Below are 16,101 nucleotides of genomic sequence, written 5' to 3'. Positions count from 1 at the left end.
GAGGGCGGCCTCGATTCTCTCGTGTGCCGTGTGCCGTGTGCCGTGTGCCGTGTGCCGTGAGGCGTCAGCTACCGGCCGTCAGTGGTCAGCTGTCAGCGGTCAGTGATGTGCCGTCAGTGATCTGTCGACAGTGGTCAGAGTTCAGCCAACGGTGGTCAGCCGACAGTGGTCGGTGTCAGCTGGCAGTGGTCAGTAGTCGGCGGTCAGCCTTCAGCCGTCGATGATCAGCGGTCGGCGATCAACTGTCAGCGGTCGGCGACGAAAGCGTCGAGCAGGCTGCGGTAGACGTCGGCGAAGCGCTTGCGCGCGTTCTGCTGCTCGGCGGTCAGGCCGTCGGTCGAGTCGGGCCCGTACACGATCAGGTGGAGGTTCTGGCCCGGTGGTTCGGGCATCACGTCGATGATCTGACTGCCGCCGTCGCCCGACGCGGGCATGCCGAGGTCGACCGTCGACAGCGCCGTGAGCTCGGCCAAGGCCGCGTCGATCACCTCGCGCCGGACCGCGCCGTCGACCTGGCGCGGGGGAGTGCTCGGATTCCGTTCGGGCGCGATGGCATCCGGTTGACGGACGGCGCGGCCGTCGGCGTAGACCTCGAGCAGCGGACGCAGATCGATCCGTTCCTGCCAGCCGCCCGGCATCGTCGTCAGGGTGAGCAGCGCGACGGCCGACCTGGCGGGCACCGGCGCGGGAACGAGAACGGGCGGATGAGCCGCGGGCACAGGCGGATTCGTTTCCGGTGCGGGCGCGGCGGGGACCTCCGGCGTGGCCGGATCGGCCGCGGCGACGATCGAACCGGTCGCGAACAACATCGCGAGGACAACCAGGATCGACAACGTTCTCCGCATGAACATCCCATTTCGGCAGCGTCGGGTGATCGCCTCGGCCGGACGGCGAGGGCGGACTCGCTCCGGCGCAGCGGCTTCGGACGCCGATGAGCGTAGCGCCCACGCGGCATCGATGCGGGCCTATGGTGAGTGCCGTCCGGCCGCGACGAGTCGAACCGACGATGCCGCAGGTCGATGCGGTGGTGGCGTGACGCGGTAGTCTGCGAGATAACGCATCATCAGGTCCTTCGAAGTGGTCCGTGACGCACCGCGTCCGGAAGCACCGAGGGGAGGGCCACCGCTCGGGTCGGTCGGTGGAACGGCGCGATCTCCCGGAGGGAGCGCGACGCGACGGCCGCACGGCGGCGTGCTCCGGAAGCTGTGTGCGGGCGACGCGGCGACGCCTTCGTCCGCGCGTGCGGGGTTCGGGCGCCCGCGAGGCCCGGCGTGTTCCTGGTCGCGTGCGAACCTGCACCGAACTCGGCGGCGTTGCCGAGACGCGACCGGGTGACCGTTCTGGGATGCGCTCGATGCGACCACGCGTTCACCGCGGGCAGGCGATCGTGGAATCGCCGTCCGATCGGATACGGCGCTCGCCTTCGGGCGGGCTCACCGTAGCTGTGGTGCGTGAAGTCGCGCTGCCGGTCGCCGCAGCTGATCACCAGTTCACGGTAGATGGTGGGCGGGCGCGCGGACAACCCGCTCGCGCGGCATTCGCCCTGATCAGCCGGTGCGATCGGCGGACCCGGTCGTGACGCGCGGCTCAGCGCAGGTCGGGCGGGTTGTCGAGGTCGGGCGCGGAGTAGGTGTCGCAGGCCCGCACCAGACCGGTGCGGTAGCCCGTCAGGAACCACTTCTGCCGCTGTTCGGACGAACCGTGCGTCCACGCCTCCGGATTGACCCGGCCCTGCGCGGAGCGCTGGATACGGTCGTCGCCGACCGCGGAGGCGGCCGAGAGGGCGTCGTTGATGTCGTTGTCGGACAACCTCCGCAGGAACGGCTGAGTGCCGCCGGGCGCGGGCGTCTTGTCCGCGTAGTACGCCCAGATACCCGCGTAGCAGTCGGCCTGCAGTTCGGTGCGCACCGCCGCCGACTCGGGTCCGCGCGGGTCGCGCTGTGCGCGGCCGATGTTGCCGAGCTGGTTCTGGATGTGGTGGCCGACCTCGTGTGCGACGACGTACTCCTGGGCGAGCGGGCCGCCGCTGGAGCCGAAGCGGTCGGTCAGCTCCTGGAAGAAGCGGACGTCGAAGTAGGCGGTCTGGTCGGCGGGGCAGTAGAAGGGGCCGACCTCGCTGGTGGCGTTGCCGCAACCGGTGGCTACCGCGCCGGAGAACAGCACGAGCTCGGGCTCGACATACTGCCTGCCCGTCTGCTTGGGCAGTTCGGCCGCCCAGACGGCGTCCAAGCTCTGCGCGGTGAGCACGACCCGGCAGTCGACGTACTTGTTGGCGTCCGCGCCGGTCTTGCAGTGCTCGGGCGTGCCCGCCGTGCCCGGCTGTGATTGCTGGGTGCTCTCGGCGCCGGTGAACTGGCCGAGGACCGAGCCGGGGTCGCCGCCGAGCAGCAGCGTGATGACCAGCAGGATCAGACCGCCCGCGCCGCCGCCGAGCGCGAGTTTGCCGCCCATGCCCGGTCCGCCGGAAGAGGCTCGGTCCGGGTCGATCTGCAGCCCTTCGTTGAACGTCATGATCGTCCTTAGTGGCGTTTCGTACGGTTGGCGGGCGACCTGCTGGCTACAGCTTGACACGGCCGCGCGGATATCGGTTTCCCCTTGACGAACGTGTCTAACTACGATGGCAACCGCATCCGGCGACACCCCGCCGGTGCCGGAGTCGTCGAAAGGAATCCCGTGCTGCGCACCCACTTGGCTGGTTCGCTGCGAAGCGAGCATGCCGGTCAGACCGTCACCCTCACCGGATGGGTGGCCCGGCGGCGCGACCACGGTGGCGTGATCTTCATCGATCTGCGCGATGCGTCGGGTGTGGCGCAGGTGGTGTTCCGCGAAGGCGAGGCCGCCGAGCAGGCGCACCGGCTGCGCGCCGAGTACTGCGTGCTGATCACCGGCGTCGTCGAGCAGCGCCCGGACGGCAACGAGAACCCCGAGCTGCCGACCGGCCAGATCGAGGTGAACGTGAGCAAGCTGGAGGTGCTCAACGAGAGCGCCCCGCTGCCCTTCCAGCTCGACGAGCAGCCCGGTGACGAGGCGCGCCTCAAGTACCGCTACCTCGACCTGCGCCGCGAAGGGCCCGGGCACGCCATCCGGCTGCGCTCGAAGGTCAACGCCGCGGCTCGCGCGGTGCTGGCGCACCACGAGTTCATCGAGGTCGAGACGCCGACGATGACCCGCTCCACCCCCGAGGGCGCCCGCGACTTCCTGGTGCCCGCGCGGCTGCAACCGGGCAACTTCTACGCGCTGCCGCAGAGCCCGCAGCTGTTCAAGCAGCTGCTCATGGTCGGCGGTATCGAGCGCTACTACCAGATCGCGCGCTGCTACCGCGACGAGGACTTCCGCGCCGACCGTCAGCCCGAGTTCACCCAGCTCGACATCGAGATGAGCTTCGTGCGCCAGGAGGACGTGATCCTGCTGGCCGAGGAGATCCTGGTCGCGCTGTGGAAGCTCATCGGCCACGAGATCCCGACCCCGATCCCGCATATGACCTACGCCGAGGCCATGCGCCGCTTCGGCTCCGACAAGCCGGACCTGCGTTTCGGCGTCGAGATCACCGAGTGCACCGAATACTTCAAGGACACGCCGTTCCGGGTGTTCCAGGCGCCCTACGTCGGCGCGGTCGTGATGCCGGGTGGCGCGAACCAGCCGCGGCGTCAGCTCGACGCCTGGCAGGAGTGGGCCAAGCAGCGCGGAGCCAAGGGTCTGGCCTACGTGCTGGTGAACGAGGACGGCACGCTCGGCGGCCCGGTCGCCAAGAACCTCAGCGACGCCGAACGCGAGGGGCTGGCCAAGCACGTGGGCGCGGTCCCCGGCGACTGCGTCTTCTTCGCCGCGGGCTCGGCGAAGGCCCAGCGCGCGCTGCTCGGCGCCGCGCGCGGCGAGATCGCGCGCAAGGTCGGACTGATCGACGAGAACGCCTGGTCGTTCGTGTGGATCGTGGACGCGCCGCTGTTCGAGTCCACCGCCGACGCGACCGCGAGTGGCGATGTGGCGCTTGGCCATTCGGCCTGGACCGCGGTGCACCACGCGTTCACCTCGCCGAAGCCGGAGTCGTTGGACACCTTCGACACCGACCCCGACTCGGCGCTCGCCTACGCCTACGACATCGTCTGCAACGGCAACGAGATCGGCGGCGGCTCGATCCGTATCCACCGCCGCGACGTCCAGGAGCGGGTGTTCAAGGTGATGGGCATCAGCCACGACGAGGCGCAGGAGAAGTTCGGCTTCCTGCTCGACGCCTTCGCCTACGGCGCTCCGCCGCACGGCGGCATCGCCTTCGGCTGGGACCGCATCACCGCCCTGCTGGCCGGCCTGGACTCCATCCGCGAGGTCATCGCCTTCCCGAAGACCGGCGGCGGCGTCGACCCGCTGACCGACGCGCCCGCGCCGATCACCGCGCAGCAGCGCAAGGAGGCGGGTCTTGACGTCAAGCCGGAGCAGGAAAAGGTCGAGATCAAGCTCGAGGTCACCGAGCCGTAGGCCGAGCCACGGCCGTCCGACGCGCCGTCGCCGCCTCTCGGTGCTGTGCAGGCCCAAGGGAATCGTTGGCTGCCGCACATGCTCAGTACGCCTCACAGAGTCGCCGGCTTTGTGAGGCGTACGGAAGGTGTGTGGGACGGAAGCTTTACCTTGTGAACCGCCAGCTGGCGGTGTCGGCTCGGTTCCGGTCAGACCGGGGCGATGCGTCCGCCGGTGAGGGTGCGGTAGGCATAGGTCACCGCGAGGATCGAGACGGGACCCGCGACGAGGAGCCCGATGCCGCACAGCAGCAGGCCGAGGAAGGTGATCATCGCGACGGACAGGGCGAGCAGAAACACCTTCCAAGCGTTGTTGACCACCAGGGTGGCGCTGGACTTGATCGCGTCGAACGGGCCGAGATCCTGGTCGACGACGAAGTGCAGCGCGAACATGCACAGCACACCGGCGACCAGTCCGGGTAATACGCACAGCGCCAGACCGATCCAGGTGCCGAGGAACGCGAGCAGGGCGGTCAGCAAGACGTTTCCCGCGTTGACGAACTTGAAGTACGAACCGAAAACAGGTTTGGCGCCGTCGGTTTCGTACAGCGCTCCGCGCACCATCGCGGCCTGCAACAACCACAGCGCCGCCATCACCGCGAGGAAGAGCAACAACAGCGGCAGCAGCGAGTTCGGTTCGAATGTCTGGACCATCAACACGAATATCAAATAGATGACGACACCCAGCGCCGTAATTCCTAGCCATGGAGCGGGATTCGTTCGGAACTTTTCCAGCCCATAACTGATCGCGTGGCCGACGTCGAGGCCGGTCGGCGTTCCTACCTGATAACCGTAGATCGGTTGTCCCGGTACCGCTCCCGCGGGCGTCGCGCCGGGCGGCATCGTACCCGGTTGCTGCGCCGCGTATTCCTGTTGCGCGCCGTATTCGTGCGGTGCACCGTATTGTTGCTGCGCTCCGTAGTGCGGCGACGCTCCGTATTGCGGCGCGTCCGGCGACACGCCCGGCCCAGTGCCCGCGGGCCCGTACGCGGGCTGCGCGGCGACCGCGGGCGGCGGCTCCACCGGCTCGGCGCCGTATTGTGCCGCGCCCGGCCCCTCGAACTGTGGATACCCCGCTCCACCAGGCATTTCGTGGCGTGAGTGCCCCGCGCCGGATGGCGGTTCGTAGGGGGTACCGCTCTCGTGCTGCCCGGGCTGAGCCGCGAACCGCTCGCTTCCACCGCCCTGGTGGGGTGTGCCACCTGTGGGATCCTTCGGTGCGGAGGACGGTGTGTCGGTCAATGTCGGAGACCTTTCGACGCAACTGGTTTGCGATGTGGCGCACAGCAGTTCACGATGAGGAAACCGGACGCGTGCAATGGTGTCAAGCGAGCACGGCTTTCGTCCGCGCCCGCGACACGAGACACGCCGAGCGAAGCGGAAAGGTTGCGTAACCGCTCGCTAGAAGTGACCCCATGCGAGTAGCTTGAGAGGCGATGACCGCACTATTGGCCGAACGCGCCGCCGAAGTCGTGTCCGCAGCACAACAGTTGCTCACAAAGCGAATGGGTGCTCCGGTGAAGCTGAGCGATCCGATGGAACTCAGCGGTAGTGGTAGGACGACAGTCCTACGTGTGCGTGTTGCCGAGAACTCGTTCTCGCTACCCCGGACGCTGATCGTCAAGCAGGTGCGCGGAGCCGCTCAGGACCGCCGCACCGGAGGCTTGGCCCCCGGCGTCGCAAGCATCGATTCGGCGTTCCTCCGGGAAGCCGTCTCCTACCAGTTCACCACCGCGCTCAGCCGCGAGCAGCGGCCCGGCGCGTACCTGATCGCGCACAGTCTGCCCGACCGCCTGCTCATCCTGTCCGATCTCGGCGAGAACGCCAGGATGACCGCGGTGCTGCAGTCCGGCGCCGAGCCCGCCACCCGCAACGCGCTGATGGCCTTCGCGCAGGCGCTGGGCCGGATGCACGCGGCGACCGTCGGGCGCGAGGCCGATTTCGTCGCGCTGCTGCGCCGCGTCGAGGTGGTGCACCGGGTCGACGGCATCGCCCAGCAGGCCGAGTCCGCGATCTCCGAAGTGCCCGGGATGCTGCAACGCGAGCTGGGCATCGAGGTACCCGGTGAGATCGCCGAGCGCATCGTGCGCGGCAACCGGCTGTTCTCGGCCGGGCGGTTCCGCGCGTTCAGCCCGTCGGACCTGTGCCCGGACAACGTCATCCTCAACCAGGAGGGCGCCAGGTTCCTGGACTACGAGTGGGGCGGCTTCCGCGACGCCACCCTCGACATCGCCTACGCGCTGGTCTCCTTCCCCGGCTGCCTGTGCGATTTCGAGCTGTCCAGGGATCGCGCCAGGCAGATGGTGGAGGCGTGGCGTTCCGAGGTCGTCGGGGTGTTCCCGGCGCTCGCCGACGACGAGGTGCTCGCCGAACGCATCCTGGAGGCGCGCCTCATCTGGGTGTGGCTCACCACCTACTGGTTCCTGCCCGCCGACCACACCCGCATCGCGGCCGCCCGCGAGCACGGCCTGTCGGTACCGCGCTCGGCGGCGCTGATCAACCGCTGGGCCGCGCTCGCCGAGGACGCGCGCTGCACCGGCGACGACGTGATCGGCGACTTCGCCGACGAGGTGTCGGCGATGCTGGAAGAGCGCTGGTCGGAGTAGTCGCCGGGCGAACTCAGCGCTCAGACTGCTCAGCGAACCGCCAGTGCGGCGATCAGAGGATGGGCGTCGGACGCGGCTCGATCCGGCCGCCGCTCGGTACGGCGAAGCTCGCCCCGTGCCGCACGGCGGTCGCAGGATCGGTGACGTCCGCCAGGTAGAACCAGTCCATCTGGGTCTGCTCGGCAGTGACGTCGAGAACCCCGTATCCGTGCGACTCGAGCTCGACGTAGCGCATGTGGTGGTTGAAACTCTTGAACGATTCCTCGATCGGAACCGCCACGGTGCGTGGGGGCGCCTCCAGCATCTCGCCGATGCTCGTCGAGGTGACCGACGGGACGACGAACTCCGCGCCCGCCGTCGGTCCGCCGGGATAGTTCGCGGCATTGACCGGCAGGTCCGAAGCCCAGGAGGAGTGGATGTCGCCGGTCAAGAAGACGACGTCGCCGACCTGGTGTTCGGTGATCGCGCCGAACAGACGCTGCCGGTCGGCGGTGTAGCCGTCCCACTGATCGGCGTTGGCGGGCACGCCGGACTGCGGCACGCCGAGCGCGGAGGTGATGGCCGCGGTGGTCGCGGGCTCCAGCGGCGGGAAGACCAGCGGCGCGATCATCACCGAGTTGCCGACCAGCTTCCAGCGCACCGGCGCCGAGACCAAACCCGCGGTGAGCCAATCCATTTGGGCCTTGCCGGTGATCGTGCGCGCGGGGTTGTCGACCTCGCGCCAGCCCGCGCCGGGCGACACCTCCTGATCGCGGTAGCTGCGCAGATCGAGCATGGACAGCTCGGCGAGGGTGCCGAAGCGCAGCCTGCGGTAGATCTGCACGTTCGTCCCCGAACCGGTGGCCCGCACCGGCATCCACTCCAGGTAGGCGCGGGCCGACGCGGCGCCGCGGTCCTGCCAGCTGCCGTGTATCGCGGGATCGTGATGGTTGGCGCCGCCGGACCAGGAGTTGTCCGCGGACTCGTGGTCGTCCCAGGTGCAGATGAACGGCAGCAGCGCGTGCAGCGCGGACAGGTCCGGATCGGTCTTGTACTGGGCGTGGCGAATCCGGTAATCGGTCAGTGTGACGATCTCGTTGGCCGGATCGTGCGGCCGCACCGCGCCGTGGCGGCCGCCGTACTTGCCGCGGCCGTATTCGTACAGGTAGTCGCCGAGGTGGATGATCGCGTCCAGATCCGAGCGGTCGGCGAGGTGCCGGTAGGCGGCGAAGTAGCCCGCCTCCCAGTTCGAGCAGGAGACGACGCCGAAGCGCAGCCGGTCCGGTGTCTCCGAGGGAGCGGGCGCGGTGCGGGTGCGACCGGTCGGCGAGGCCTCGCCGAGCGCGGTGAATCGGTACCAGTAGTCGCGACTCGGGGCCAGGCCGGACGCGTCGATCTTGACGGTGTGGTCGGCATCGGCGGTGGCCGTCGCCGTTCCGGAGGCGGCGATCGAGGCGAAGTCCGCGTCGTCGGCGATCTCCCAGCGGACCGAGGCGTCCGCCCCGACGCCCGAGCCGGGCGTGGCGTCGTCGGAGACCGTCACCCGGGTCCACAGGACGATGCCAGTGGGCAGCGGATCACCGGAGGCGACACCGTGCCGGAACACCGGACCGGACGCGCGCGCGAGCGTCGGCACGAGCAGCACGCCCGCGGTGGCCGCCGCCGCGCCACCCTTCAGTAGCGCGCGCCTGCCGAACGGACCGGTCGGGACGGCATCTGAAACGACCACGTTTTCAGCCACGACACAAGATCACAGCCGATGTGCGGCGCACTCGCAAATCGACACGGCGTAAGCCCGGCGGATTGCTGGCTCGACCGGGCGTGTCGGAGCCGAGTTGTACGGTCGAAAGCATGAGCGATGGGCTGTTCGACGTGCCGGGCCAGGCGGCGGAGTCGGATGCGCTGGGCGCGGCGGGCGTGGATTTTCGCGGCCCGGGAGGCGCCGCGCCGCTTGCCGTGCGGATGCGGCCCGCCACCTTGGACGAGGTCGTCGGACAGCAACATCTGCTCGGACCCGGCTCGCCGCTGCGCCGGTTGATCGAAGGCTCCGGCGCAGCGTCGGTGCTGTTGTTCGGTCCACCCGGTACCGGCAAGACCACGCTGGCCTCGCTCATCTCGCAGGCCACCGGCCGCCGCTTCGAGGCGCTCTCCGCACTCTCGGCCGGGGTCAAGGAGGTGCGGGCGGTCATCGACTTGGCGCGCAGGAGGCTGACGGTCGGCGAGCGCACCGTGCTGTTCATCGACGAGGTGCACCGCTTCTCCAAGACCCAGCAGGACGCGCTGCTCGCCGCGGTCGAGAACCGGATCGTGCTGCTGGTCGGCGCGACAACGGAGAATCCGTCGTTCTCGGTCGTCTCGCCGCTGCTGTCGCGCTCGCTGGTGCTGCAACTGCGTTCGCTGACCGACGCCGACATCCGCGTCGTGCTCGAGCGCGCGCTCGCCGACCCGCGCGGCTTCGGCGGCGCCTACACCGTCACCGACGAGGCGCTCGACCACATCGTGCGGATCGCCGGCGGCGACGCGCGCCGGGCACTCACCGCACTCGAGGCCTCGGCCGAGTCCTCGCTCGACGGCACTGTCGACCTGGCGCTCGTCGAGGCGAGCGTGGACAAGGCCGCTGTGCGCTACGACCGCGCGGGCGATCAGCACTACGACGTGATCAGCGCCTTCATCAAGTCGATCCGCGGCTCCGACGTCGACGCGGCGCTGCACTACCTGGCGCGCATGATGAGTGCGGGGGAGGACCCGCGCTTCATCGCGCGGCGGCTGGTCATCTCCGCGAGCGAGGACATCGGCATGGCCGACCCGATGGCGTTGCAGACCGCGGTCGCGGCCGCGCACGTCGTCCAGCTGATCGGCATGCCCGAGGCCCAGCTCACCCTGACCCACGCGACCATCCACCTGGCCACCGCCCCGAAATCCGGCGCGGTCCCCGCCGCGCTCGGCGCCGCCATGGCCGACATCTCCGCCGGCAAAGCGGGCGCCGTGCCACCGCACCTGCGCGACGGTCACTACACGGGCGCCGCGCTGCTCGGCCACGCCCAGGGCTACAAGTACCCGCACGACGACCCCGACGGCGTGCTCGCCCAGCAGTACCCGCCGGACGATCTCGTCGGCGCGGACTACTACCGCCCGACCGATCACGGCTACGAACGCGAGGTCGGCCCGCGCGTCGACCGCCTGCGCCGCATCGTGCGCGGAAAGTGAGGGGCGCGATGTGCCCGGTGGCCGCCGCGTTCGCCGGAAGGTCGCCGGGGCTTTCGTAGCGGCCGGTCGATGAAAAACCAGGTGCGCCGCACCGGTAGGCTGGATACCTGTGCAGACCCACGAGATTCGACGGCGTTTCCTGGACCATTTCGTCCGTGCCGGACACACCGAGGTGCCGAGTGCCTCGCTGATCCTGGCCGACCCCAACCTGCTGTTCGTCAACGCAGGCATGGTCCAGTTCAAGCCGTACTTCCTGGGCCAGGAGGCGCCGCCCTACCCGCGGGCGACCAGCGTCCAGAAGTGCGTGCGCACCGGCGACATCGAAGAGGTCGGCGTCACCACCCGGCACAACACGTTCTTTCAGATGGCGGGCAATTTCTCGTTCGGCGATTACTTCAAGGAGGGTGCCATCACCCTCGCCTGGGAGCTGATCAGCAAGTCCCAGGAGGAGGGCGGCTTCGGCTTCGACACCAACCGGATCTGGGTCACCGCCTACGAGGACGACCCGGAGGCCGCCGAGATCTGGCACCGGGTCGCGGGCATCCCGAAGGAGCGGATCCAGTTCCGCGACGGCAAGGACAACTACTGGGACATGGGCGTGCCCGGCCCCGGCGGCCCGTGCTCGGAGATCTACTACGACCGCGGCCCCGCCTACGGCAAGGAGGGCGGCCCCGTCGCCGACGAGGACCGCTACCTCGAGATCTGGAACCTCGTCTTCATGCAGGACGTGCGCGGCGAGCTGAGCCCGAAGCTCGGCCATCCGCCGGTCGGCTCGCTGCCGAAGAAGAACATCGACACCGGTATGGGCGTCGAGCGTGTCGCCATGCTGTTGCAGGGCGTGGAGAACGTCTACGAGACCGACCTGCTTCGCCCGATCATCGACAAGGCCGAGGAGTTGACCGGCCGGTCCTACGGGGTCGAGCACGCCGACGACGTGCGCTTCCGCGTCATCGCCGATCACGCCCGCACCGCCGCCATGCTCATCTCCGACGGCGTCAACCCCGGCAACGACGGCCGCGGCTACGTGCTGCGCCGCCTGCTGCGCCGCATCGTGCGCTCGGCCCGCCTGCTCGGCGCCGAGAAGCCGGTGATGGCCGAGTTCATGAAGGTCGTCAGCGACCTGATGTCGCCGTCCTACCCCGAGCTTGGCACCGACTTCGGCCGCATCGAGACCGTCGCGGTCGGCGAGGAGACGGCGTTCCTCAAGACGCTCAACACCGGCTCGACGCTGTTCGACAACACCGCGGCCGCGGTGAAGGCCAAGGGCGGCAAGAAGATCGCCGGATCGGACGCCTTCACCCTGCACGACACCTACGGCTTCCCGATCGACCTGACCCTGGAGATGGCCGCCGAAGCCGGGCTCTCCGTGGACGAGGAGGGCTTCCGCACGCTCATGGCCGAGCAGCGGCAGCGCGCCAAGGAGGACGCCGCCGCCCGCAAGCACGCGCACGCCGACCTGAGCATCTACAAGGAGTTGGTCGACCGCGGCGCCACCGAGTTCACCGGCTTCGACGAGCTCACTTCCGAGGCGCACGTGCTCGCCCTGATCGCCGACGGCGTCCGGGTGCCCACCGCGACCGCGGGGCACGACGTCGAGGTGATCCTGGATCGCAGCCCGCTGTACGCGGAGTCCGGCGGCCAGATCGCCGACCGCGGCAGCATCACGGCCGCGGGTCTCAAGCTGCGCGTCAACGACGTGCAGAAGATCGCCAAGAAGCTGTGGGTGCACAAGACCACCGTCGAACAGGGCCAGATCACCGAGGGTGACGTGGTGCTCGCCCAGGCCGATCCGGCCTGGCGCAGCGGCGCGACCCAGGGCCACTCCGGCACGCACATGGTGCACGCCGCGCTGCGGCAGGTGCTCGGCCCGAACGCGGTGCAGGCCGGTTCGCTGAACAAGCCCGGCTACCTGCGCTTCGACTTCAATTGGCAGGGCCAGCTGACCGAACAGCAGAAGGCCGACATCGAGGCGGTGTCCAACGACGCCGTCGGCGCCGACTTCCCGGTCAACACCTTCGTCACCGACCTGCCCAAGGCCAAGCAGATGGGCGCGCTCGCGCTGTTCGGTGAGAACTACGGCGACGAGGTGCGCGTCGTCGAGATCGGCGGCCCGTTCTCGATGGAGCTGTGCGGCGGCACGCACGTGCAGCACTCGTCGCAGATCGGCCCGATCACGCTGCTCGGCGAGTCCTCGGTCGGTTCGGGCGTGCGGCGCGTCGAGGCGTTCGTCGGCCTCGACTCCTACAAGTATCTGGCCAAGGAGCGGGCGCTGCTCGCCGGTGTCGCCGCCTCGCTGAAGGTGCCCTCGGACGAGGTGCCCGCCCGCGTCGAGCAGCTGGTGGAACGGCTCAAGATCGCCGAGAAGGAACTCGAGCGCACCAAGATCGCCGCGGTGCTCTCCTCGGCCGGCAAGTTCGTGGACGAGGCCGAGCGCCTCGGCGGTCTGCTGCTGGTCGCCGCGGCCGCGCCGGAGGGCGTCGCCGCGGGCGATCTGCGTACCCTCGCCACCGATATCCGTGGGCGCTTCGGCAGCGAGCCCGCGGTGGTGGTGCTGCTCGGCAACGCCGACGGCAAGGTGCCGTTCGTCGTCGCCGTGAACAAGGCCGCGCAGGAACTCGGCGTGAAGGCGGGCGATCTCGTCGGCAGCTTCGGGCCGAGCATCGCCGGTCGTGGTGGCGGCAAGCCCGAGATGGCGCAGGGCGCCGGTTCCGAGCCCTCCGGGATCGCGGCGGGTCTGGCCGCGGTCCGTGCCCGGGTGGCCGAAATCGCCGGGTGATGCCCGACTCCGAGAGTTCGCGTTCGACGGGCCTGCCGCACGCCGCGGACCGGCCCGACCCGGCGGCCGATCCCGGCCGTGGCAGACGCCTCGGCATCGACGTCGGTAGTGTCCGCATCGGCGTCGCCTCCAGCGACCCGGACGGCATACTCGCGACCCCCGTGGAGACCGTGCCGCGCGCGAAGAAGAACGCGCGCGGCACGGGTACGGCAACCGATATAGCCAGAATTGCCGAAATTGTGCGGGAATACGAAGCCGTTGAGGTTATTGTCGGTCTGCCGCGCACATTGCGCGGGGAAAAGGGAACCGCGGCGGGCCTGGCCATCGCGTTCGCCGAACGTTTGCGATCAGAAGTTGCTCCCGTGCCGATCAGGCTTTCCGACGAACGTTTGACTACGGTGTCAGCTGCACGTGCATTGCGGGACAGTGGAGTTCGCGCGCGTGGCCAGCGGCAGGTGATCGATCAGGCGGCGGCCGTGTCGATCCTGCAAGGATGGTTGGACGAACGGAGTGCGGTGTTGAGGTCGTTCGAGGAAGCGACGCGGGATGTGTCGTCCGGAGACGATGCATGACTGATCGATGGGCGCGGGCCGAGGAACGGTACCGACAGCGCGAGGCTGATCGGCGCTACCGACGGGACGACCGAGCCTGGGACAGAGACGGACGAGATACCGGCGGCCGGTCGGCCGGGCCGCACGACTGGGACGACTACGAGGACGACACCACCGTCATCCCCCGCTACACCGACGACGACGAGCCGCTCTACGACGACGAGCCCTTGTACGAGGATCAGCCGTTGTACGAGGACGACGGCTACGACGACGAGCCGGACTACGACGAGCCGGAACAGCCGGAGCCGCCTGAGCGCGCGCCGCGATCGTCGGCTCGCAAGCTCGCGGCCAAGGGCAAGGAGTCACGGCCGGCGCGCGGTTCGCGCCGCAAGCGTTCCCGGGTGGCCTCCCGCAAAGCGGCCGAGCGCAAGCGCAAGCGCCGCAACATGTGGCTCATCGGCGGCGTGCTCGCGGTGCTGCTGATCGGCGCGGGAGGTTTCGCGGTCAAGAAGCTGGTCGGCGAATTCGAGCCGCCGGAGGATTTCGCGGGCCCCGCCGGGCCGCTGGTCGTCGTGCAGGTGCACCCCGGTGACACCTCGTCGCAGATCGCGGAGACCATGGTCGAGAAGGGCGTCGTCGCGAGCACCGGCGCGTTCTTCGAAGCGGCCGTGCGCAATTCGAACATGAGCTCGGTGCAGCCCGGGTACTACCAGATCCCCAGCCGCAGTCCCGCCGCCGAAGCGGTCGCCGCGCTGCTCGGCAAGAACTCGCGTGTCGGCAACCTGGTCATCTCCGAAGGACGTCAGCTGCACGACCAGCACGACGTCAACACCGGGGCGCGCAAGGAGGGGATCTACACCAAGATCGCCGCCGCCAGCTGCATCGGCACCGGTGCGCAGCAGAAGTGCGTGACCTACGAGGAACTCGACGCCGCGGGCTCCAGCGCCGATCTGGCCGGACTCGGCGTGCCGTCCTGGGCCGAGCAGTCGGTGCGCGAAGCGCCGGACCGCAAACGGCAGATCGAGGGTCTGATCGCGGCGGGCACCTTGGACTTCGACCCCAGCGGCACCGCGCAGCAGATCCTGCGCCAGCTGATCACCTCGAGCGCAGCGAGCTACGAGTCCACCGGGCTGCTGAGCTCCAGCGGGAAGAACAAGCTCAGCCCCTACGAGACGCTGATCGCGGCGTCCCTGGTGGAGCGGGAAGCGCTGCCGCAGGACATGCCGAAGGTCGCGCGGGTGATCGTGAACCGGCTGGAAGTCGAGCAGCCGCTGCAATTCGACTCGACGGTGAACTACTCGCTGGACCGCACCGAGGTCGCCACCACCGACGAGGACCGGGCCACCCGCACCCCGTGGAACACCTACGCGATGTCCGGCCTGCCCGCCAACCCGATCTCCGCGCCTTCGCTGAACGCGTTGCGCGCCATGGAGAATCCGGAACCGGGCGACTGGCTGTACTTCGTGACGATCGACCAGAAGGGCACCACGCTGTTCACCGAGAGCTACTCCGAACACCTGCGCAATATCGAAAAGGCGCAGCAGAGCGGGATTCTCGACAGTGGACGGTGAATCTGTGCGCAAGGCGGCGGTACTCGGCAAGCCGATCGCGCATTCTCGTTCGCCCCAGCTGCATTTGGCGGCGTATCGTGCGCTCGGCCTCGACTGGACGTACGAGCGCATCGAGTGTGCGGCCGAACAGCTGCCCGGACTCGTGGACGGGCTCGGACCGGACTGGGTCGGCCTGTCGGTGACCATGCCCGGCAAGGAGGCCGCCTTGGCCTACGCCGACGAGCGCACCGATCGGGCGGTGCTCGTCGGCTCCGCGAACACCTTGGTCCGCACGGCGCAGGGCTGGCGCGCCGACTGCACCGACGTGGACGGCGTGCTCGGCGCGCTGCGCGGCGGCGGCGTGACCGAGATCGCGGAGGGGCTGGTGCTCGGTGCGGGCGGCACGGCGCGGCCGGCCTTGCTCGCGCTCTCCGAACTCGGGGCGAAGTCGGTCACCGTGGTCGCCAGGGACGCCGGACGCGCCCGTAGCGCGCTGGAGCTTGCCGACAGACTCGGGATGACGGCGAACGTGATCGCCTTCGACAGCGACGCCGTGCGCGGCGCGAGCGCGAGCGCGGGCGCGGTGGTCAGCACGATCCCCGCCGCGGCGGGCGCCTTGGTGGCCGAGGCGGTGGCGGTTGCGCCGGTGGTGCTGGACGCCATCTACAACCCCTGGCCGACCCCCCTGGCCGCGGCCGTCGAACGCGCCGGGCACACCGTGGTGAGTGGGTTGCAGATGTTGCTGAACCAGGCCTACGGGCAAGTGGAGCAGTTCACCGGTCGCCCCGCGCCGCGTGCCGCGATGGCGGCGGCGGTCGACGCCTGACATCTCGACCGACATTCGATCGGATGATTTCGGCGGCCGGAAATTTCTGACACCGGTTCTAGTTCTGTTCCCCGGGCCTGCGCGTTAAGGTGTTT

Annotated in this window: 11 protein-coding genes; 7 read left to right on the top strand and 4 right to left on the bottom strand. The window is 69.3% G+C overall.

All coding sequences use genetic code 11. The features are described from left to right. Positions 1–245: 245 nt before the first annotated feature. Together T333_RS24775 and ypfJ are read right to left on the bottom strand one after the other, a co-directional pair. The gene (locus tag T333_RS24775) at positions 246–845 is read right to left on the bottom strand and encodes a hypothetical protein (protein WP_496425992.1); all 600 of its coding nucleotides are present in this window, start codon (positions 843–845) and stop codon (positions 246–248) included. 742 nt (positions 846–1,587) lie between these two features. Next, positions 1,588–2,511 (bottom strand): KPN_02809 family neutral zinc metallopeptidase, encoded by a 924-nt coding sequence (gene ypfJ / locus T333_RS24770; RefSeq protein WP_496425991.1) that lies wholly within the window; start codon positions 2,509–2,511, stop codon positions 1,588–1,590. 162 nt (positions 2,512–2,673) lie between these two features. On the opposite strand from ypfJ, the gene aspS reads away from it, so the two are divergent. Further along, positions 2,674–4,473 (top strand): aspartate--tRNA ligase, encoded by a 1,800-nt coding sequence (aspS, locus tag T333_RS24765; RefSeq protein ID WP_354999875.1) that lies wholly within the window; start codon positions 2,674–2,676, stop codon positions 4,471–4,473. Between the two features lie 188 nt (positions 4,474–4,661). On the opposite strand, the gene T333_RS24760 is transcribed toward aspS, so the two are convergent. Next, complete coding sequence (locus T333_RS24760; protein WP_496425990.1) at positions 4,662–5,600, bottom strand: hypothetical protein; 939 nt, start codon at positions 5,598–5,600, stop codon at positions 4,662–4,664. A 347-nt stretch (positions 5,601–5,947) separates the two neighbouring features. Between T333_RS24760 and T333_RS24755 the strand changes: the two genes are divergently transcribed. After that, the gene (locus tag T333_RS24755) at positions 5,948–7,117 is read left to right on the top strand and encodes a phosphotransferase family protein (protein WP_067780207.1); all 1,170 of its coding nucleotides are present in this window, start codon (positions 5,948–5,950) and stop codon (positions 7,115–7,117) included. 52 nt (positions 7,118–7,169) lie between these two features. Here T333_RS24755 and T333_RS24750 read toward each other — a convergent pair whose 3' ends face one another. Next, positions 7,170–8,825, bottom strand: coding sequence for an alkaline phosphatase D family protein (locus T333_RS24750; protein WP_496425989.1), 1,656 nt, complete (start codon positions 8,823–8,825; stop codon positions 7,170–7,172). Between the two features lie 122 nt (positions 8,826–8,947). On the opposite strand from T333_RS24750, the gene T333_RS24745 reads away from it, so the two are divergent. The 5 genes from T333_RS24745 to T333_RS24725 all read left to right on the top strand — a co-directional run bounded on the left by T333_RS24745 (position 8,948) and on the right by T333_RS24725 (position 16,006). Continuing rightward, positions 8,948–10,303, top strand: a complete 1,356-nt coding sequence (locus tag T333_RS24745; RefSeq protein WP_496425988.1) for a replication-associated recombination protein A — start codon at positions 8,948–8,950, stop codon at positions 10,301–10,303. Between the two features lie 109 nt (positions 10,304–10,412). After that, complete coding sequence (gene alaS, locus T333_RS24740) at positions 10,413–13,079, top strand: alanine--tRNA ligase (protein WP_496425987.1); 2,667 nt, start codon at positions 10,413–10,415, stop codon at positions 13,077–13,079. Further along, entirely contained in the window at positions 13,079–13,651 is a 573-nt protein-coding gene (gene ruvX, locus T333_RS24735; protein ID WP_496425986.1) for a Holliday junction resolvase RuvX, read from the top strand. The genes alaS and ruvX overlap by 1 nt, the downstream gene beginning before the upstream one ends. Further along, a complete protein-coding gene (gene mltG, locus T333_RS24730) occupies positions 13,648–15,201 on the top strand; it encodes an endolytic transglycosylase MltG (protein ID WP_496425985.1) in 1,554 nt (517 codons plus the stop codon). Before ruvX ends, mltG begins: the two co-directional genes overlap by 4 nt. Continuing rightward, on the top strand, positions 15,191–16,006 hold the full coding sequence (locus T333_RS24725) for a shikimate dehydrogenase (protein ID WP_496425984.1): 816 nt from the start codon (positions 15,191–15,193) through the stop codon (positions 16,004–16,006). Before mltG ends, T333_RS24725 begins: the two co-directional genes overlap by 11 nt. Positions 16,007–16,101 lie beyond the last annotated feature (95 nt).

It is taken from the genome of Nocardia sp. CNS-044 (assembly GCF_059570515.1).
This window is presented reverse-complemented; position numbering and strand designations above follow the sequence as displayed.